20 protein-coding genes are annotated in these 17,878 nt (G+C 66.4%); 9 read left to right on the forward strand and 11 right to left on the reverse strand.

Going from position 1 to position 17,878, the window contains the following annotated elements:
* Positions 1 to 9 precede the first annotated feature (9 nt).
* Positions 10 to 1,350 carry an argininosuccinate synthase gene (gene argG, locus IG196_RS21895; protein WP_099791655.1) on the forward strand — a complete coding sequence of 447 codons (1,341 nt, stop codon included), beginning with the start codon at positions 10 to 12 and terminating at the stop codon, positions 1,348 to 1,350.
* Positions 1,351 to 1,441: 91 nt separating this feature from the next.
* Here argG and IG196_RS21900 read toward each other — a convergent pair whose 3' ends face one another.
* Positions 1,442 to 2,278, reverse strand: coding sequence for a glycine-rich domain-containing protein (locus tag IG196_RS21900; RefSeq protein ID WP_192192993.1), 837 nt, complete (start codon positions 2,276 to 2,278; stop codon positions 1,442 to 1,444).
* A gap of 4 nt (positions 2,279 to 2,282) precedes the next feature.
* On the reverse strand, positions 2,283 to 3,335 hold the full coding sequence (gene murB, locus IG196_RS21905) for a UDP-N-acetylmuramate dehydrogenase (protein WP_192192994.1): 1,053 nt from the start codon (positions 3,333 to 3,335) through the stop codon (positions 2,283 to 2,285).
* Between the two features lie 43 nt (positions 3,336 to 3,378).
* On the opposite strand from murB, the gene IG196_RS21910 reads away from it, so the two are divergent.
* Together IG196_RS21910 and IG196_RS21915 are read left to right on the forward strand one after the other, a co-directional pair.
* Positions 3,379 to 3,864: a YajQ family cyclic di-GMP-binding protein gene (locus IG196_RS21910; protein WP_099791661.1), complete on the forward strand. Its 486-nt coding sequence runs from the start codon at positions 3,379 to 3,381 to the stop codon at positions 3,862 to 3,864.
* A gap of 7 nt (positions 3,865 to 3,871) precedes the next feature.
* A complete protein-coding gene (locus IG196_RS21915) occupies positions 3,872 to 4,513 on the forward strand; it encodes a TIGR02281 family clan AA aspartic protease (protein ID WP_101489379.1) in 642 nt (213 codons plus the stop codon).
* A 19-nt stretch (positions 4,514 to 4,532) separates the two neighbouring features.
* Here IG196_RS21915 and IG196_RS21920 read toward each other — a convergent pair whose 3' ends face one another.
* The 4 genes from IG196_RS21920 to IG196_RS21935 form a co-directional block, all read right to left on the reverse strand.
* Positions 4,533 to 4,886: a RidA family protein gene (locus IG196_RS21920; RefSeq protein ID WP_070062404.1), complete on the reverse strand. Its 354-nt coding sequence runs from the start codon at positions 4,884 to 4,886 to the stop codon at positions 4,533 to 4,535.
* A gap of 8 nt (positions 4,887 to 4,894) precedes the next feature.
* On the reverse strand, positions 4,895 to 5,530 hold the full coding sequence (plsY, locus tag IG196_RS21925) for a glycerol-3-phosphate 1-O-acyltransferase PlsY (RefSeq protein ID WP_192192995.1): 636 nt from the start codon (positions 5,528 to 5,530) through the stop codon (positions 4,895 to 4,897).
* 69 nt (positions 5,531 to 5,599) lie between these two features.
* Positions 5,600 to 6,091 (reverse strand): aminoacyl-tRNA deacylase, encoded by a 492-nt coding sequence (locus IG196_RS21930; RefSeq protein WP_192192996.1) that lies wholly within the window; start codon positions 6,089 to 6,091, stop codon positions 5,600 to 5,602.
* Between the two features lie 17 nt (positions 6,092 to 6,108).
* Positions 6,109 to 7,170, reverse strand: a complete 1,062-nt coding sequence (locus tag IG196_RS21935) for an aldo/keto reductase (RefSeq protein ID WP_192192997.1) — start codon at positions 7,168 to 7,170, stop codon at positions 6,109 to 6,111.
* A 118-nt stretch (positions 7,171 to 7,288) separates the two neighbouring features.
* Here IG196_RS21935 and IG196_RS21940 point away from each other — a divergent pair, with 118 nt between their 5' ends.
* A complete protein-coding gene (locus tag IG196_RS21940; protein ID WP_192192998.1) occupies positions 7,289 to 8,215 on the forward strand; it encodes an alpha/beta fold hydrolase in 927 nt (308 codons plus the stop codon).
* On the opposite strand, the gene IG196_RS21945 is transcribed toward IG196_RS21940, so the two are convergent.
* Positions 8,212 to 8,913 carry an aspartate/glutamate racemase family protein gene (locus IG196_RS21945; protein ID WP_192192999.1) on the reverse strand — a complete coding sequence of 234 codons (702 nt, stop codon included), beginning with the start codon at positions 8,911 to 8,913 and terminating at the stop codon, positions 8,212 to 8,214. The genes IG196_RS21940 and IG196_RS21945 overlap by 4 nt on opposite strands.
* A gap of 132 nt (positions 8,914 to 9,045) precedes the next feature.
* Here IG196_RS21945 and IG196_RS21950 point away from each other — a divergent pair, with 132 nt between their 5' ends.
* The gene (locus IG196_RS21950; RefSeq protein ID WP_192193000.1) at positions 9,046 to 9,879 is read left to right on the forward strand and encodes a MetQ/NlpA family ABC transporter substrate-binding protein; all 834 of its coding nucleotides are present in this window, start codon (positions 9,046 to 9,048) and stop codon (positions 9,877 to 9,879) included.
* On the forward strand, positions 9,876 to 11,231 hold the full coding sequence (locus IG196_RS21955; RefSeq protein WP_192193001.1) for an LLM class flavin-dependent oxidoreductase: 1,356 nt from the start codon (positions 9,876 to 9,878) through the stop codon (positions 11,229 to 11,231). The genes IG196_RS21950 and IG196_RS21955 overlap by 4 nt, the downstream gene beginning before the upstream one ends.
* 168 nt (positions 11,232 to 11,399) lie before the next feature.
* Here the strand turns inward: IG196_RS21955 and IG196_RS21960 are convergent, their stop codons facing one another.
* Genes IG196_RS21960 through IG196_RS21975 form a run of 4 tightly spaced genes read right to left on the reverse strand, consistent with a single transcriptional unit; the run spans position 11,400 to position 14,172 of the window.
* The gene (locus tag IG196_RS21960; protein ID WP_192193002.1) at positions 11,400 to 11,750 is read right to left on the reverse strand and encodes a hypothetical protein; all 351 of its coding nucleotides are present in this window, start codon (positions 11,748 to 11,750) and stop codon (positions 11,400 to 11,402) included.
* Between the two features lie 32 nt (positions 11,751 to 11,782).
* Positions 11,783 to 12,607, reverse strand: coding sequence for a MetQ/NlpA family ABC transporter substrate-binding protein (locus tag IG196_RS21965; RefSeq protein ID WP_062473320.1), 825 nt, complete (start codon positions 12,605 to 12,607; stop codon positions 11,783 to 11,785).
* Positions 12,608 to 12,647: 40 nt separating this feature from the next.
* The gene (locus IG196_RS21970) at positions 12,648 to 13,310 is read right to left on the reverse strand and encodes a methionine ABC transporter permease (protein ID WP_099791685.1); all 663 of its coding nucleotides are present in this window, start codon (positions 13,308 to 13,310) and stop codon (positions 12,648 to 12,650) included.
* Positions 13,303 to 14,172 carry a methionine ABC transporter ATP-binding protein gene (locus IG196_RS21975; protein WP_192193003.1) on the reverse strand — a complete coding sequence of 290 codons (870 nt, stop codon included), beginning with the start codon at positions 14,170 to 14,172 and terminating at the stop codon, positions 13,303 to 13,305. Before IG196_RS21975 ends, IG196_RS21970 begins: the two co-directional genes overlap by 8 nt.
* A 236-nt stretch (positions 14,173 to 14,408) precedes the next feature.
* Between IG196_RS21975 and IG196_RS21980 the strand changes: the two genes are divergently transcribed.
* The 3 genes from IG196_RS21980 to prfB all read left to right on the forward strand — a co-directional run bounded on the left by IG196_RS21980 (position 14,409) and on the right by prfB (position 17,876).
* Positions 14,409 to 15,224 (forward strand): MetQ/NlpA family ABC transporter substrate-binding protein, encoded by an 816-nt coding sequence (locus tag IG196_RS21980; protein WP_192193004.1) that lies wholly within the window; start codon positions 14,409 to 14,411, stop codon positions 15,222 to 15,224.
* A 151-nt stretch (positions 15,225 to 15,375) separates the two neighbouring features.
* Positions 15,376 to 16,632 (forward strand): Fic family protein, encoded by a 1,257-nt coding sequence (locus IG196_RS21985; protein WP_225616762.1) that lies wholly within the window; start codon positions 15,376 to 15,378, stop codon positions 16,630 to 16,632.
* 139 nt (positions 16,633 to 16,771) lie between these two features.
* A protein-coding gene (gene prfB, locus IG196_RS21990; RefSeq protein WP_099791691.1) for a peptide chain release factor 2 occupies positions 16,772 to 17,876 on the forward strand; the annotation gives its coding sequence in 2 pieces (ribosomal slippage) (positions 16,772 to 16,852 and positions 16,854 to 17,876; 1,104 coding nt in all).
* Positions 17,877 to 17,878: the final 2 nt, after the last annotated feature.

The raw sequence follows: 17,878 nt of genomic DNA on the forward strand, positions 1-17,878 counted from the left end.
ACCCCTGACATGTCGACCATTCTCCAAAACGTTCCCGCCGGCCAGAAGGTCGGCATCGCCTTCTCGGGCGGCCTGGACACCAGCGCGGCGCTGCACTGGATGAAGCTGAAGGGCGCCGTCCCCTACGCCTACACCGCCAACCTCGGCCAGCCCGACGAGCCCGACTACGACGAGATCCCGCGCAAGGCGATGCTCTACGGCGCCGAGAACGCCCGCCTCATCGACTGCCGCGTGCAGCTGGCCAACGAAGGCATCGCCGCCCTGCAGGCCGGCGCCTTCCACGTGACCACCGCCGGCGTCACCTACTTCAACACCACGCCGCTGGGCCGTGCCGTGACGGGCACCATGCTGGTGTCGGCCATGAAGGAAGACGACGTCCACATCTGGGGCGACGGCAGCACCTACAAGGGCAACGACATCGAGCGCTTCTACCGCTACGGCCTGCTCACCAACCCCGCGCTGAAGATCTACAAGCCCTGGCTCGACCAGGTCTTCATCGACGAGCTGGGTGGCCGCGCCGAGATGTCGGCGTTCATGCAGAAGGCCGGCTTCGCCTACAAGATGTCGTCCGAGAAGGCCTACTCGACCGACTCGAACATGCTCGGCGCCACGCACGAAGCGAAAGACCTCGAGCACCTGAACAGCGGCATGCAGATCGTGCAGCCCATCATGGGCGTGGCCTTCTGGAAGGACGAAGTCGAAGTCAAGCGCGAAACCGTCTCGGTGCGCTTCGAAGAAGGCGTGCCCGTCGCGCTGAACGGCGTGCGCTACGCGAACCTGGTCGACCTGATCCTCGAAGCCAACCGCATCGGCGGCCGCCACGGCCTGGGCATGAGCGACCAGATCGAGAACCGCATCATCGAGGCCAAGAGCCGCGGCATCTACGAGGCTCCCGGCCTCGCGCTGCTGTTCATCGCCTACGAGCGCCTGGTCACCGGCATCCACAACGAAGACACCATCGAGCAGTACCGCGACAACGGCCGCCGCCTGGGCCGCCTGCTGTACCAGGGCCGCTGGTTCGACCCGCAAGCCATCATGCTGCGCGAGACGGCGCAACGCTGGGTGGCGCGCGCCATCACCGGCGAAGTGACGGTCGAGCTGCGCCGCGGCAACGACTACTCGATCCTGAACACCGAGTCGGCCAACCTCACGTACAAGCCCGAGCGCCTGAGCATGGAAAAGGTCGAAGGCGCATTCACGCCGCTGGACCGCATCGGCCAGCTCACGATGCGCAACCTCGACATCGTCGACACGCGCGAGAAGCTGGCGATCTACACCCGCGTGGGCCTGCTGTCGTCGGGCGAAGGCGCCTCGCTGCCGAAGCTGGCGAACGACGGCGACGCGAGCTGATCGATCGATCCCCCTGCCCTTGCCACGCGCAAGGGCCGCAATGACAAACGGGCCCTCGCGGCCCGTTTTTTCTTTGAGGGGTGCGCTGGCGTCAGTCGCCGCCGCCCCCTCCGCAACCGCCACCACATCCACCGCCCCCATCGGAGGCGCCACCGCCGTCGCTGGAGCCGCCATCGCCGCTCCCACTCGACTCGCTGCCGCCGAAGCCCCCGGCGTCGCCCGAGCTGCCGCTGTCGGACGACGCATCGCCGAAGCTCGTGCCGCAGTGCGCGTCGGTGCCGGTCGCACGCTCGATCGCCCGGCAATCGGCGATGTAGTGAAAGCCGCCCGCAATCGCGAACTTGATGTCCAGCGCAAACAGCAGCGGCAGCCGTGCCGGATTGCGCGGGTCGATGCTCTCTTCCTTGCAGGCCCAGTACCAGGTGCGGCGCAGGCCGTCGTTGCGCCGAGCGTCCTGGCCCAGCACCTCGGCCGGGCTGTGGTGCAGCATGCCGCCGAAGGCCGCCTGGCACCAGGTCTGGTAGCCCTGCGTGTGCAGAATGAACTCGTGCCACGCTGTATCGACCACCCGCGAGGGCATGGCGACGAACTTGCGGTTGCTGCGCAGGTGCGCCATGAAGAACTGCCGCAGCCCGCGCAGCACCAGCTCGGCGTCGCGTGGGCTCAGTTGCGGGTGCGCCGCGCGCAGCTTGCCGATGAGGAACGGCGGCAGCCGGGCCTCGCGGATGAACTGGCGGCGCAGGCTGAGTTCGATCTGGCTCAGGAGCACCGCGAAGCAGAGGGCCGCGAGGATCAGCAGCACCGATCCCCACCAGCCCGCCCGCACCAGAAACACCGAGGCGATGCCCGCCACGATGACGACAAGCTGCGCCCAGCCCAGCGCGGCGACGCGCCGGCGATAGTTCAGGTGCAGGAAGTCGAGATCCACCGCGTCAGACCACCACGGGCTCCGGCTCCAGCCGGATGCCGAAGCGCTCGTACACGCTGGTCTGGATCGCCTTGGCCAGCGTCATCACCTCGCCCCCGGTCACCGGATTGGCCGAGCCGCCGCGGTTGACCAGAACCAGCGCCTGCCTTTCGTAGACGCCGGCATTGCCCACCGACTTGCCCTTCCAGCCGCAGGCGTCGATGAGCCAGCCAGCCGCGAGCTTGATGCTGCCGTCGTCCATCGGGTAATGCACGATCTTGGGGTCGCGCGCGATGATGTCGGCGCACTGCTCGGGCGTGACCGTCGGGTTCTTGAAGAAGCTGCCGGCGTTGCCCAGCACGCGCCAGTCGGGCAGCTTGGCGCGGCGGATCGCGCAGATCCACTCGAAGATGTCGACCGCGCTGGGAGTGAAGTTGGCGGTTTCTTCCATCCTGCGTTCGAGGTCGAGGTAGCCGACCACCGGCTTCCACGGCTTCGGCAGCCGGAAGCGCACCCGCGTGATGACCGCGCGGCCCGCCAGGCCGAAGTCGTTCGGGCCGCTGCGCACGTGCTTGAAGACCGAATCGCGGTAGCCGAAGGCGCACTGCGCCGCATCGAGCGTGAAGGCGCGGCCGGTTTCGAGGTCGAAGGCATCGAGCGAGTCGAAGCGGTCCTGCAGCTCGACGCCGTAGGCGCCGATGTTCTGCACCGGCGCGCCGCCCACGGTGCCGGGGATCAGCGCCAGGTTTTCGAGCCCCGGGTAGCCGCTGCGCACCATCCATTCGACGGTGTCGTGCCAGGTTTCGCCGGCGCCGGCCTCGACGATCCAGGCGCGCGGCGTCTCTTCGACCAGCCGCCGGCCCTTGATCTCGACCTTCAGCACCAGCGGCTTGACGTCGCCCGTGAGCACGATGTTGCTGCCGCCGCCGAGCACGAAACGGGGTTCGTCGCGCCAGGCGGGGTCGGCGTGCAGCGCGACCAGGTCGGCCTCGCTGGCGATGCGCGCCAGGTGCTGCGCACGCGCGACGATGCCGAAGCTGTTGTAGGGCTGCAGCGGGACATTGGACTCCACGATCATGGGAGAATTGTCGCATTCAGTCCCCGTGCGTCCAGGAGTGCCCATGCCGTCTTTCGATACCGTCTGCGAGCCCAATCTGCCCGAAGTGAAGAATGCGGTGGAAAACACCGCCAAGGAAATCGGCACCCGCTTCGATTTCAAGGGCACCGCCGCTGCCGTCGAGCTCAAGGACAAAGAGATCACGATGATCGGCGACGCCGAGTTCCAACTCGTGCAGGTCGAAGACATCCTTCGCAGCAAGCTCACCAAGCGCAGCGTCGACGTGCGCTTTCTCGACAAGGGCGACGTCCAGAAGATGGGCGGCGACAAGGTCAAGCAGGTCATCAAGATCAAGAACGGCATCGAGACCGAGCAGGCCAAGAAGATCACCCGCATCATCAAGGACAGCAAGCTCAAGGTGCAGGCCGCGATCCAGGGCGACGCCGTGCGCATCACCGGCGCCAAGCGCGACGACCTGCAGGCCGCCATGGCCCTCATCAAGAAGGACGTGCCCGACATGCCGGTGTCCTTCAACAACTTCCGCGACTGACCCGCGCATGAAGGCGCTCCTCGCTGCGGTGCTGTGCTCGGCCGCGGCCATGGGGGCGCACGCCGCCGACTCGGTCACGCTGACCGGCTCCATCGGCAGCCGCGCCATCCTCATCGTGAACGGCGCGCCGCCCAAGACGGTGGCGGTCGGGGAGACCTTCCAGGGCGTCAAGCTGGTGTCGCTGCAGGCCGACCAGGCGGTGGTCGAATCGGCGGGCAAGCGTTTTTCGCTGCGCATGGATTCGCCCGTGAGCATCGGCCGCGGCGGCGTTGCCAGCACTGGCAACCGCATCGTGCTGCCGGCCGACAGCCGGGGCCACTACATGACGCAGGGCCAGATCAATGGCCGCGCCGTCACTTTCATGCTCGACACCGGCGCGACCACCATCGCGCTGTCGGCAGTCGACGCCCAGCGCATCGGGCTCGACTACAGCAAGGGGCAGCTGGTGCAGATGCGCACCGCCAACGGCAACGCCGCGGGCTACAGGCTGCGCTTGCAAAGCGTGCGCGTGGGCGACGTCGAGGTCTACGACATCGACGCCATCGTTTCGCAACAGCCCATGCCGTACGTGCTGCTGGGCAACAGCTTTCTCAATCGCTTCTCGATGCGGCGCGACGCCGACGAGATGATTCTCGAGAAGCGGTACTGAGACCGCTCCTGATCAAGCCTCAGGCCTGTGCGGCCGTGACGACGATCTCGATCTTGTAAGCCGCGTTGGCCATCTTGGCCTCCACGGTCGCGCGCGGCGGCGTGTTGCCGGCCGGAATCCACGCGTCCCACACCTCGTTCATGGCGCCGATATCGCCGATGTCGGCCAGGAAGATCTGCGTCATGAGGATGCGCGACTTGTCGCTGCCGGCCTCGGCCAGCAGGCGGTCGACCATGCCGAGCACCTGGGCGGTCTGGCCGCGGATGTCCTGCGTGGTGTCGTCGGGCACCTGGCCCGCGAGGTAGATGGTGCCGTTGTGCACGGCCGTCTCCGAGAGACGCGGGCCGACGTGGAAGCGGGTAATGGATGCCATGGTGAGGTTCAAGCCTTTTTCTTCGAGCCGAGTTTCGACTCCGTGCCGGCCGCGAGCCGGCGGATGTTTTCGCGGTGCCGCCAGATCAGCAGCAAACTCATGACGATGATCGCGACGAGCACCGTGCGGTCGAGCGGCCACGCGATGTTGCCGCCGATCAGATAGTAGGCCGGCGCAAAGAACGCCGCCACCAGCGACGACAGCGACGAGTAACGAAAGAAGACCGCGATGATCAGCCAGGTCGCGCCCGTGGCGAGCCCCAGCCAGGGCGCGATGCCCACCAGCACACCGGCCGCCGTCGCCACGCCCTTGCCGCCCTGAAAGCCGAAGAACACCGGGTACAGGTGACCCAGGAAGGCCGCCAGGCCTGCCAGCGCCGCCACGCCCTCGCCCAGCCCCCACTGCGCGCCAAACTGGCGGATCAGGAACACCGGCAGCCAGCCCTTCGCCGCATCGAGCAGCAAGGTGGCCAGCGCGGCGCCCTTCTTGCCCGAGCGCAGCACGTTGGTGGCGCCGGGGTTGCCGCTGCCGTAGCTGCGCGGATCGGCCATGCCGAGCGACTTGCTCACGATGACCGCAAACGACAGCGAACCGATCAGGTACGACGCCACGATGGCAAGGATGGAAGGCAGATCGAAACTCAAGGCGGGTCTCCGGGAACTTGTTGTTGTGCGCCGCCGGCTGCGTGCCCGGCGGGAAAAAGCAAACGCCGGCTATTCTGCCAGCGCGCATTGCACGGGCTTGGCGCCCAGCAGACTCACACACACCTGCGGATCGATGCCGACGAGGTAGCCGCGCCGCCCGCCGTTGATCGCGATCTTCGGCATCTCGAGGATGGTCGACTCGATGTAGACCGGCATCTCGCGCCGCGTGCCGAACGGCGAAGTGCCGCCCACCAGGTAGCCGCTGTGGCGCTGCGCCACCTCGGGCTTGCAGGGCTCGACCGACTTGGCGCCGATCTGCCGCGCGAGGTTCTTGGTCGACACCGTGCGGTTGCCGTGCATCAGCACGATCAGCGGCTTGGCGTCCTGGTCCTGCATCACCAGCGTCTTGACCACGGTGAACGGGTCGAAGCCCAGCACCTGCGCGCTGTGCTGCGCGCCGCCGTGCTCGAGGTACTCGTACGGGTGCTCGGTGAAAGCGACCTGGTTCGCCCGCAACCACTGGGTCGCGGGCGTTTCGGAAACGTGGGCCTTCTTGCTCACTCGCTCACCTGCTCCGATCAGGCAGCGGGGTCGCGGATGTCCAGGCGGATCTTGTCGATCTCGGCCAGCACTTCGGCCGACAGCGTGGTGCCGTAGGCGTCCAGGTCTTCGTCGAGCTGCGCCACCGAGGTCACGCCGATGATCGTGCTTGCCACCTGCCACTTGGTGTAGCAGAAGGCCAGCGCGAGCTGCGTGGGGCTCAGGCCGTGGTCGCGCGCGAGCTGGTTGTAGCGCTTGGCTGCGCGCAGCGCGTCGGGCTTGCCCCAGCGCTGCTTGCGCACCGATTCGTAGCTCGAGATGCGCGCGCCCTTCGGCGCGTCGGGGCCCTCGATGCCGCTCTGGTCGTACTTGCCCGTCAGCAGGCCAAAGGCCAGCGGCGAGTACGCCAGCAGCGACACGCCCAGCCGGTGCATGGTCTCGTCGAGCGCGTTCTCGTGCGCGCGGCTCACGAGGTTGTAGACGTTCTGCACCGACACCACGCGCGGCAGCCCGTGCTGCTCGGCCAGCCGCACGAACTCGTGCACGCCGTAGGGCGTCTCGTTCGACAGGCCGATGGTGCGCACCTTGCCTGCCTTCACCAGCTTGCCCAGCGCTTCGAGCTGCTCGTGGATCGGCGTCTGCGAGCTTTCCTTCTCGGGGTTGTAGTGGATGTTGCCGAACACCGGCACGTGGCGCTCGGGCCAGTGGATCTGGTACAGGTCGATCACATCGGTCTGCAGGCGGCGCAGGCTGCCGTGGCACGAGGCCTCGATGTCGGCCGGCGTCATGCCCGTGCCTTCGCGCACCCAGGGCATGCCGCGCGAGGGGCCGGCGACCTTGGTCGCCAGCGTGATCTTCTGGCGCGTGCCGGGGTTGGCGGCAAACCAGTTGCCGATGATGGTTTCGGTCGCGCCGCAGGTTTCCTTGCTTGCCGGCACCGCGTACATCTCGGCCGTGTCGATGAAGTCGACGCCGCGTTCGAGCGAACGGCGCAAGACGGCGTGGGCGGTGGGCTCATCGACCTGCTCGCCGAAAGTCATGGTGCCGAGGCAGATCGGGGTGACGTGAAGGTCGCTCTGACCGAGTGGAATCTTTTTCATGCGCGGAATGCTAGCGCGCCCGCGCGGCACGCGCTGACCCGCCGCCGAGAAACCGAGCGTCGCCCTGTCCTGTGGCGGACTGCGCGCGGCGCAGGCTCTCCGTATCATCGACCGCCATATGTACCAAGCCCTCCGCCCCTCGCGCAGCGAATTCGTGCCCGTGCGCAACCTGAACTACCACGTCCGCCTCTGGGGCCAGCCGTCGGCCGAACGCCCGCCGCTGGTGCTGGTGCATGGCTGGATGGACGTCGCGGCCTCCTGGCAGTTCGTGGTCGATGCGCTGAAGGACGACCGCTTCATCATCGCCCCCGACTGGCGCGGCTTCGGACTCACCCACGGCGGCGGCGTCGACAACTACTGGCTGCCCGACTACCTGGCCGACCTCGAATGGCTGCTCGACCACTACGCCGGCGAAGGTGACGATGCGCGCCCCGTCGACCTCGTCGGCCACAGCATGGGCGGCAATGTCGCCATGCACTACGCGGGCGTGCGCCCCGCGCGCATCCGCCGGCTCGTCAACCTCGAAGGCTTCGGCATGCCCGCGCGCCAGCCCGACGAGGCGCCCGCGCGCTACGGCCAGTGGATCGACGAGCTCAAAGGCCTGCACCGCGGCGAGAAGACGCTCGCGGGCTATTCGGCGTTGGACGGCGTGGCACGCCGCCTCATGAAGACCAACCCGCGCCTCACGCAGGACAAGGCCGACTGGCTGGCCAGCCACTGGTCGGCGCCGCAGCCCCAGCCCGACGGCAGCACGCGCTGGCAGATTCTTGGTGAGGCCGCACACAAGATCATCAACGCCAACATCTTCCGCGTCGACGAAACCCTCGCGCTCTATGCGCGCATCACCGCGCCGACGCTGATGGTCGAAGCATCCGACGACAGCCTGCACGGCTGGTGGAAGGCGCGCTACACGCTCGCCGAGTTCCACGAACGCCTCAAGTCCGTGCCCTCGGTGCGCATCGAGCAGCTGGCCGACGCGGGCCACATGCTGCACCACGACCAGCCGCAGCGCGTGGCGCAGCTGATCGAAGACTTCCTGGCCTAGTTTGACTTCTGCGTGGCGCGGCGCAGTGCCGCGCGCGCCAGCAGCCGCGTCGAATCGAGCGTCGGCAGCGGCGAATTCGCATCGCTCATGATCAGCGGAATCTCGGTGCAGCCGAGCACGACCGCGTCGCAGCCCTCGGCGTCTTTCAGCCGCTGCATCACGCGCTGGAAGGTCGCCACGGCCTCGGGCTTGAAGATGCCGCAGACCAGCTCGTCCATGATGATCCGGCCGATCTCGGCGCGTTCGTCGATGGTGGGGCGAACGTATTCCAGGCCGCGCGCCGAGAGCTTCTCGGGATACACCTCGCTGTCGGTCAGCCAGCGCGTGCCCGTGATGCCGATGCGGCGAAAGCCGCGGCGCACGGCCTCGTCGGCCACCACTTCGGCGATGTGCAGCCAGGGCCGCGGCGAACGCGGCGCCACGTAGTCGAAGGCTTGGTGGATCGTGTTGTCGGGGCAGATCAGAAAGTCTGCGCTCGCCGCGGCGAGCTTGTGCGCAGAGGCGAGCATCAGCTCGCCCACGCCCGCCAGGTCACCCGCGTTCAGGCAGCGCGTGTACTCCGCGAGCGAGGGCGTGTGCATCGACACCTCGGGGTGCGCATGCGGGCCGAGCAGCGCCGCGCCCTCGATGCAGATGGTCTTGTAGCAAAGGGCCGCGCCTTCGGCGGAGCAGCCGACGATTCCAATGTGCAAGGTCATGCGCCACATCCTACAAAAGCCGGCGCGGGTTATCCGGCGTGCGGATATGCAAGCGCGCAAATCTTCGTTCGCGCGGCGCGGCGTGCGTCCTAGAGTGCCCGACTCCTCTTGCCGTCTCCCGGAGTTGTCGCCATGCCTTCCCTTTTGCGCGCGCCCTCGTGGCTGCGCCGCCTTGCCCCGCTGTCCGGCGGGCTCGCACTGAGCCTGCTGCTCCACGTGTCCGCCCACGCGGACGATCTGCGCGTCGGCTTCATGCCCGGCCCCTACCGCGACGCCTTCACCCACGGCATCGAGCCCCAGCTGAAGAAGCTCGGCTACAGCATCAAGTACGTCGAGTTCAGCCAGGGCGTGCAGCCCAACGACGCGGTGGAGCGCGGGCAGATCGACGCCAACATCTTCCAGCACTCGCTGTACCTCAACGCCACCAACAAGCAGCAGGGCTTCGACCTCGTGCCCGTGGTGCATGTGCCGACGCCGCCGATGGGCCTCTACTCGCGCCGCCACAAGACGCTCGACACCGTGCCCGACGGCGCCACCGTCACGCTGCCCGCCGACCCGGTGAATGCGGCGCGCGCGCTCAACATCCTCGCGGCCGTCGGCTGGGTCACGCTCAAGCCGGGCGTGAGCCCGCTGAGCGTGTCGGAGCGCGACATCGTGAACAACCCCAAGCGCCTGAAGATCGTTCCGCTGGACGCCGCGCAGGCGCCGCGCTCGCTGGCCGACGCCGACCTCGCGGCCGTGCAGGGCAACTTCGCCGTGGCGTCCGGACTCAAGCTCACCGAGGCGCTGAAGCTCGAAGACATGACCTTGCCCTACGTCAACGTCGTGGCCGTGAAACGCAGCAACGAACACGCGAAGTTCGCGAAGGACATCGCCACCGCCTACCAGTCACCCGAGTTCCAGAAGTTCTTCAAGGCCAACCCCGTGTGGGCGGGCTACCGGCTGCCGGACTATTTCAGCCAATGAGCAATCACAACAACTCCACGCCTCGCAGGCAGCTGCACCTCAACGTCAACATCCTGCATTCGGGCTTCGTGCCTTCGGCCTGGCGGCTGCCGGAGAGCGACCCGTGGGCGTTCGCCGACATCCAGCACTACATCCGCACGGCGCAGATCGCCGAGGCCGCCAAGCTCGACGCCGTGTTCCTGGCCGACAACGCAGCCATCGTCGACCAGATCCATTTCCGTCCGATCACCGCGCTGGAGCCCACCATCCTGCTGGCCTGCGTGGCCGCCGCGACCACGCACATCGGTCTCATCGCCACCGCCTCCACCAGCTACAACGAGCCCTACAACCTCGCGCGCCGCTTCGCCACGCTCGACCACGTGAGCAATGGCCGCGCCGGCTGGAACATGGTGACCACGGCCGACCTGCCCTCGGCGCGCAACTTCGGCCTCGACACCACGCCCGACCACGCGAAGCGCTACGCCCGCGCCTCGGAGTTCGCCGACCTCGTCAAGGCACTGTGGGACAGCTGGGAAGACGACGCCTTCATCGGCGACAAGGCCGCCGGCCGCTTCATCGACCCGGCCAAGGTGCACGCCCTCGCGCACCGCGGCGAACACTTCGCCGTGCAGGGCCCGCTCAACCTGCCGCGCCCGCCGCAAGGCCATCCGGTGCTGGTGCAGGCCGGAGCGTCGGCCGATGGGCGCGAGCTCGCATCGCGCCACGCCGAAGCCGTGTTCTCGGCCTCGCAATCCTTTGAAGAGTCGCAGGCTTACGCACGCGCCCTAAAAACCCGCGCCGCCGAACTGGGCCGCGGCCCCGATGCGGTGAAGGTGCTGGCCGGCCTCACCACCATCGTCGGCGCCACCGAAGCGCAAGCGCGCCGCCGCCGCGATGCGCTGGTCGACCTGATCCCGTGGGACTACAGCCTCACGCGCCTGGCCGGCACGCTGGGCATCACACCCGACCGCCTCAAGCTCGACGAGCGCCTGCCCGACGACCTGCCGCTGCCCGGCAATGGGAACGGCAACCACACTTTTTTCAACGCCGTGGTCGCGGCCGGGCGCACGCACGGCTACACGGTGCGCCAGCTGATCCGCGAACTCGCGGGCGGCGGCGGACACCGCGTGATCGTGGGCACGCCCGAGCAGATCGCCGATGACATCGAGCGATGGTTCAAGGGCGGTGCGGCAGATGGGTTCAACCTGATGCCGGATGCGTTGCCGCATGGGCTGCAGGATTTTGTCGATGGCGTGGTGCCGATCCTGCAGAAGCGGGGGATCTTTCGAACGGAGTACGAAGGGCGCACGTTGCGCGATCACCTGGGGCTGGCGCGGCCTGCGGGACGGGCGGCGCAGCGGCTCGCGGCCTGATGTGTTTCTCCCGACCCTCCCGGGAGGGTCGGGGTGGGGGCACGCGGCCTTTGCACATGCACAGCTTTTGCAAAGGCCGCGAGCCCCCATCCCAGCCTTCCCCCAGAGGGGGAAGGAGCAACACGGCGCACGCCGCGCCGTGTCGAACTTGCAGCGACTGATCCCGCTTTACGCTTCGTCGGCGTCGTTGCCCGTCATCGCGAGCACCTCTTCAACAAAGGCCTCGAAGCGCGGCAACGCGGCAGGCAGCCCGTCGAGAGAAACCGCCTCGCCCGCATCAAAGAAATGCGGAGCATCGGCGGGAATGGCGACCCACTCGCCGCCTTCAAACAACAACCCCAGATACCCATCCGCCACCGGCAGATAGAACAGCCCCGCGCCATCAAGCGCGCGCTGGCCTTCGGCATCGCCGCGCCCCCAGCGCACGCCGTGGCGCGCCAGATGCTCCGTGATCCATCCATCGCACACATGCGTGTCGCGCCAATTGGCTTGGGCATCGAATACGGCGAGCACGGGCATGGGGCGTCCTTCGCTGAAGCGTGATGAATCGATTACTGCAGGAAGCTGGGCTTGGCGTAGCCCTGGAACTTGCTGTCGACCACCGTCTTGAATTCCTTCGAGCGGTAGGCCTCGGCGATGTCCTTGGCCCAGGCGGCGTTCTTGTCGGCGCTCTTCACGGCGACCACATTCAGGTAGTAGTCGGGCGTCTTCTCGAGCACCACGGCCTCGGTGAGCTTCAGGCCCGACGAGATCGCGAAGTTGCCGTTGACGATGGCGTACTCGGTGTCACCCAGCGAACGCGGCAACTGCGCGGCCTCGAGCGGAATGAACTTGAGCTTCTTCGGGTTCTCGGCCACGTCCTTCTCGGACGCGCGCAGCGGGTCGATGCCGGCCTTGATCGTGACCAGCTTGTTCTGCTCCAGCAGCACCAGCGCGCGCGCCAGGTTGCTCGGGTCGTTCGGCAGCGTCACGCGGTCGCCTTCCTTCACGTCGGCCAGCGTCTTGCGCTTGGTCGAGTACACGCCCATCGGCGCGATCGGGCCCTGCACCAGCTCGGCGAGGTCGAGCTTCTGGTCGGCTGAGAACTTCTGCAGGTAGACCCGATGTTGGAAGAAGTTGGCGTCGAGCGAGCCCTGGGCCAGCGCAAGGTTGGGCTGCACGTAGTCGTTGAACTCGACCAGCTTCACCTTGTAGCCCTTCTTCTCGAGGATCGGAATGATGCCGGCCTTGAGCTGGTCGGCGTTGGAGCCGGCAGTGCCGCCGATCACGAGGTTCTTCTTGGCGTCTTGCGCCTGCGCCGACAGCGAGAGGCCGCCGAGCGACAGCGCGACGAGGGAAACGGCGAGGACGGAACGGCGCAGCAGTGCGGTTTTCATGGAATGAACAGGGAAAGGAAGAAAAAAGAAGGAAGGGAAATCAACGCTTGTCGAGCCGGCGCGCCGTGGTGTTGCCCACGAACTGCAGGATCTGCACCAGCACCACGAGCAGCGCCACGGTGAGCACCATCACGTCGGTCTGGAAGCGGTAGTAGCCGTAGCGGATCGCCAGGTCGCCGATGCCGCCGCCGCCCACCACACCAGCAATCGCCGAGTACGACAGGAAGCTCACGGCCAGCACGGTGAGCGCGAGCACCAGGCCCGAGCGCGCCTCGACCACCAGCACGCGCCACACGATCTGCAGCTCCGAGGCGCCCATGGCATGCGCCGCCTCGATCACGCCGCGCGGCACCTCGCGCAGGCACTGGTCGACCAGCCGCGCAAAGTACGGAATGGCCGCGAACGACAGCGGCACCGCGGCCGCCAGCGGGCCGATGGAGGTGCCGGCGATCACCCGCGTGAACGGCACCAGCGCCACCAGCAGGATGATGAACGGGAAGGAACGCACCGTGTTCACGATCCAGTTGAGGATCAAAAACGCCGGCTTGTTTTCGAGCGACTGCCCCGGCCCCAGCAGGAACAGCAGGATGCCCAGCGGCCCGCCGATGAGCACCGCCGCCGACAGGCCGATGGCCAGCATCAGGAAGGTCTGGCCCGTGGCCGTCCACAGCTCGGGAAGGATGGGGGTGATGTTCTCAAACATAGGCCAGCTCCTGCGCGTTGCGCTGTGCGGTCGCCACGCGCGGCGCCACGGGTTCGCGCGCTTCGCGTTCGCGGCGGCGCACCAGTTCGTCGATCTCGCGGCCCAGCGCGGTCTTGCGTTCCTCGCTCGGGGCATCGACAGCGAACTGCTCGACGAGGCGGCCCTTTTCGAGAATGGCCACGTTTCGGCACAGCACCTCGACCACCGAGAGCTCGTGCGTGACGATCACGATGGTCACGCCGATCTTCTGGTTGATGTCGCGCAGCGTTTCGAGCAGCGCGCGGGTGGTTTCCGTGTCGAGCGCCGAGGTGGGCTCGTCGCACAACAGCACCTGGGGACGCGACGCCAGCGCGCGCGCAATGGCCACGCGCTGCTTCTGGCCGCCCGAGAGCTGCGCCGGGTAGGTGTCGATCTTTTCGGCCAGGCCGACGAGATCGAGGCACTCGCGCACCCGCTCGTTGACCTCCGCCTTGGAGTGGCGGCCGTGGATCTTCAGCGGGAAGGCCACGTTGCCGAACACCGTGGCGTTCTGCAGCAGGTTGAACTGCTGAAAGATCATGCCGATGTTCTGGCGCGTGTCGCGCAGCTCGCGGCGCGAAAGCGTCGTGAGGTCGCGCCCGCCGACGAACACCTGGCCCGCATCGGGCCGCTCGAGCAGGTTGATGAGGCGCAGCAGCGTCGACTTGCCGGCGCCGCTCTTGCCGATCAGGCCGAACACGTCGCCCTGCTGGATGTCGAGCGACAACGATTGCACGGCATCGAACACCTCGCCGCTGGGCAAGGCGAAAGACTTCTGCACCGATTGAAGACGGATGACCGGCGCCGCGTTGCCGCGTGCCGCATCAGGCGAAGGGAAGGTCATGAAAGAAGGCGCGGGCCGCAAGGGCGCGATCGCGCAGGTTCGCAAAAAGGTGCCGAGTATGTAAAGAAAGAGACCGAAAGGGAACGAACAAATCGGCTGGTACTTATATGAAAATGCAGATAAGAAAGACCTCAGAGGCCGAGTGGATGCCATATCGATATGAGGATTGGTTCGTTCCCGATCCGCGGCGGCAATGCCACATTCGGCGCCTTCATTTCTTTCGATTTCGCGCCACCATGCATTCCACTTTCCGCCGCCGCAGCCTCGTGCTCGCCACTCTGGTCACCGCTCTTTTCACGGGCAGCGCCGCCTTTGCGCAAGACAACAAGAACACCGTCAAGGTCGGCATTTCCGTCGGCAGTGCCGAGCAGGTGTTCGAGGTGGTCAAGAAGGTCGCCGCCAAGGACGGCCTGACGGTCCAGGTCGTGGTGTTCAACGACTACCAGCTGCCCAACGCGGCGCTGGCCGCCGGCGACCTCGACGCCAACGCCTTCCAGCACCAGCCCTTCCTGGACAACCAGATCAAGGCGCGCGGCTTCGACCTCGTGCCCGTGGGCCTGACCATCACCGCGCCGCTGGGCTTCTACTCGCGCAAGCTCAAGTCGATCGACCAGCTGGCCGACGGCGCCTCGGTCGGCATCCAGAACGACCCGTCGAACGGCAACCGCGCCCTGCTGCTGCTGCAACAGGCCAAGCTCATCACCCTCAAGCCCGAGGCCGTGAAGAACAACAACGCCACGCCACTGGACGTGGTGACCAACCCCAAGAAGCTCAAGCTGGTGTCGCTCGACGCCGCCCAGCTGCCGCGTTCGCTCGACGACCTGGCCATTTCGGCCATCAACAACGACTACGCCGAGAAGGCCGGCCTGTCGTTCGGCAAGGACGCCGTTATCAAGGAATCGGCCCAGAGCCCCTACGCCAACCTGATCGCCGTGCGCCGCGCCGACAAGGACAAGCCCTGGGCCAAGCGCCTCGTGGCGGCCTACCAGTCGCCGGAGGTGCGCAGCTTCATCGAGACGCAGTTCAAGGGGTCGCTGATTCCGGCGTTCTGATCGACAGGTAGATATCCCCTCTGGCCCCCCGTGTGCGTCGCGCACCGGGGGCCTTTTTGCTTCTATCGACCAGGGGGCATTCAATTGGCGGCAATCAAACCAGAATTCGAACCGGAAATTCATACACCATCAAAAACTCATAACCATTTGATTGGAAATCGCTTTCAACCTAAACTTCGATAAATTTCAACCGGAATCCATGTCCGAAAAATCGAAGTCCGTGCAGGTCTACGACCAACCCCATCAGTTCGAGCCCCTGCTACCCACGCAAGGCCTCGGAGAACTGGGCGAGACCACGCGCCGGATATTCGAGAAATCATCGGCGCTGAAAAGCGCCGCGAGTTCACAAGCGCGTGCCGCCTTGCGCGAGATCGTGCGGTCGATGAATTCGTATTACTCGAATCGCATCGAGGGGCAAAGCACCCACCCCGTGAACATCGAGCGCGCGCTGAAGGAAGACTTCTCGGACAAGCCCGATGTGGCCAAGCGCCAGCGTGTCGCGTTGGCGCATATCGAAGCCGAGCGGGAACTGGAAGGAATCGTCGCCACCGAAGCCGGTGCGCTGAGCAGCGGCTTCCTCAAGCAGGCGCACGAGAGCCTGTACAGCCGGCTCCCAGAATCAGATCGCCTGACCGACGACGGCCGGATCATCACGCCGGGCGCCCTGCGCACGCACGACGTTTCGGTGGGGCGGCACCAGCCGCCGACATCGGCGTCGATTCCGCAATTCCTGAAGCGGATGGACGATATCTACGGCCGCCTCAAGGGGGTCGACGCCGTGATCTACACAGTCGCCGCAGCGCACCACAGAATGGCCTGGACGCACCCCTTCGAAGACGGAAACGGGCGCGCTGTCAGGCTCCAGACACACTGCGCCCTGCACCTGATCAGCGGCGGGCTGTGGTCTGCCAATCGTGGACTGGCGCGCGATCGCGACCGCTACTACGAGATGCTGGACAACGCCGACAGCGCCAGGCAAGGAGACCTGGACGGCCGCGGAAACCTGAGCGAAAAAATGCTCTGGGCATGGTGCCGCTACTTCCTGAATCTGTGCGAGGACCAGGTCGACTTCATGGCATCGATGCTCGACCTCTCCAAGCTCAAGGACCGCATGCGCGCCTACTTGCTGGTGCGCGGCGCCACCGATGGCATCACGGAATACCGGGAGGAAGCCCTGCTTCCGCTGCACACGGTCGCAGCCGTCGGCGCCGTGTCGCGCGGGGAATTCATCCGGATGACGGGGCTGGAAGAGCGAACAGGCCGAAAAGTGATCTCGCGATTCCTCAAGGATGGGCTCTTGAAGAGCGACGGTCACCGCGCAGAACTGAGCATCGGTTTCCCCCTCGCCTCGCTGAGCATCCTGTTCCCGAACCTGTATCCCGAAGCGGCCACTGCGGTCCTGGAGTAAGGCTCTCGCCCGGAAGACCTCCCACCGGGGTCCCGCCGACTTTCCGCTCAATCAATAACACCGTGTTCGGGACCGTTTTCCGCCCGTGAGAAAATGACGGGTTCCCCCGAACACCAACCTCACACAGTCAGGACACCCCATGGACGCAGAACAGATCAACCAAATCGACGCAATGCTCGCGGACCTGAGCGTCCGTACGGTCGATTTACGGAGGTATCTTTGACTACGATGCCAAAGCTGAACGACTGAGGACAGTCAACGCATCGCTCGAAGACCCGAACGTCTGGAACGACCCGAAGAAGGCCCAGGAACTGGGCAAGGAAAAGAAGTCGCTCGACGACGTGGTCGTCACGCTCGACCGGCTCACCAACGGGCTGTCGGACAACACCGAGCTCTTCGAAATGTCGAAGGCCGACGGCGACATGGACGGCCTGCAGGCCATTGCCGATGACGCCGCCACGCTCGAAGCCGACATCAAGCAGCTCGAGTTCCGCCGGATGTTCAACAACCCGGCCGACCCGCTGAACGCCTTTGTCGACATCCAGGCCGGCGCCGGTGGCACCGAGGCCTGCGACTGGGCCAGCATGCTGCTGCGCCAGTACCTGAAGTACGCCGAGCGCAAGGGCTTCAAGACGCAGATCGAAGACGAAACGCCCGGCGACACCGCCGGCATCAAGGGCGCGACCATCAAGGTCGAGGGCGACTACGCCTTCGGCCTGCTGCGCACCGAGACCGGCGTGCACCGCCTGGTGCGCAAGTCGCCGTTCGACTCGTCGGGCGGCCGCCACACCAGCTTCGCCTCGATCTTCGTGTACCCCGAAATCGACGATTCGATCGAGATCGACATCAACCCTTCGGACGTGCGCACCGACACCTTCCGCGCCTCGGGCGCCGGCGGCCAGCACATCAACAAGACCGACTCGGCCGTGCGCCTGACGCACATCCCGACCGGCATCGTCGTGCAGTGCCAGGACGGCCGCAGCCAGCACAGCAACCGCGACGTGGCGTGGAAACGCCTGCGTTCGCGCCTGTACGACCACGAGATGCGCAAGCGCCAGGAAGAGCAGCAAAAGCTCGAGGACAGCAAGACCGACGTGGGCTGGGGCCACCAGATCCGCAGCTACGTGCTGGACAACAGCCGCATCAAGGACCTGCGCACCAACGTCGAAGTTTCGGCCACGCAGAAGGTGCTCGACGGCGACCTCGACGTCTTCATTGAAGCGTCGCTCAAGCAAGGCGTCTGATC

The organism is Variovorax sp. 38R (genome assembly GCF_014843395.1).
Taxonomy (GTDB): Bacteria; Pseudomonadota; Gammaproteobacteria; order Burkholderiales; family Burkholderiaceae_C; genus Variovorax; species Variovorax paradoxus_H.

Coding starts and splice junctions, on each gene's coding strand:
- IG196_RS21910 (WP_099791661.1), top strand. CDS start 3,379: ATGCCGTCTTTCGATACCGTCTGCGAGCCCAATCTGCCCGAAGTGAAG.
- IG196_RS21970 (WP_099791685.1), bottom strand. CDS start 13,310: ATGTTTGAGAACATCACCCCCATCCTTCCCGAGCTGTGGACGGCCACG.
- IG196_RS21935 (WP_192192997.1), bottom strand. CDS start 7,170: ATGAAAAAGATTCCACTCGGTCAGAGCGACCTTCACGTCACCCCGATC.
- murB (WP_192192994.1), bottom strand. CDS start 3,335: ATGATCGTGGAGTCCAATGTCCCGCTGCAGCCCTACAACAGCTTCGGC.
- IG196_RS21965 (WP_062473320.1), bottom strand. CDS start 12,607: ATGAAAACCGCACTGCTGCGCCGTTCCGTCCTCGCCGTTTCCCTCGTC.
- argG (WP_099791655.1), top strand. CDS start 10: ATGTCGACCATTCTCCAAAACGTTCCCGCCGGCCAGAAGGTCGGCATC.
- IG196_RS21955 (WP_192193001.1), top strand. CDS start 9,876: ATGAGCAATCACAACAACTCCACGCCTCGCAGGCAGCTGCACCTCAAC.
- IG196_RS21920 (WP_070062404.1), bottom strand. CDS start 4,886: ATGGCATCCATTACCCGCTTCCACGTCGGCCCGCGTCTCTCGGAGACG.
- IG196_RS21975 (WP_192193003.1), bottom strand. CDS start 14,172: ATGACCTTCCCTTCGCCTGATGCGGCACGCGGCAACGCGGCGCCGGTC.
- IG196_RS21960 (WP_192193002.1), bottom strand. CDS start 11,750: ATGCCCGTGCTCGCCGTATTCGATGCCCAAGCCAATTGGCGCGACACG.
- IG196_RS21950 (WP_192193000.1), top strand. CDS start 9,046: ATGCCTTCCCTTTTGCGCGCGCCCTCGTGGCTGCGCCGCCTTGCCCCG.
- IG196_RS21945 (WP_192192999.1), bottom strand. CDS start 8,913: ATGACCTTGCACATTGGAATCGTCGGCTGCTCCGCCGAAGGCGCGGCC.
- IG196_RS21980 (WP_192193004.1), top strand. CDS start 14,409: ATGCATTCCACTTTCCGCCGCCGCAGCCTCGTGCTCGCCACTCTGGTC.
- IG196_RS21915 (WP_101489379.1), top strand. CDS start 3,872: ATGAAGGCGCTCCTCGCTGCGGTGCTGTGCTCGGCCGCGGCCATGGGG.
- IG196_RS21940 (WP_192192998.1), top strand. CDS start 7,289: ATGTACCAAGCCCTCCGCCCCTCGCGCAGCGAATTCGTGCCCGTGCGC.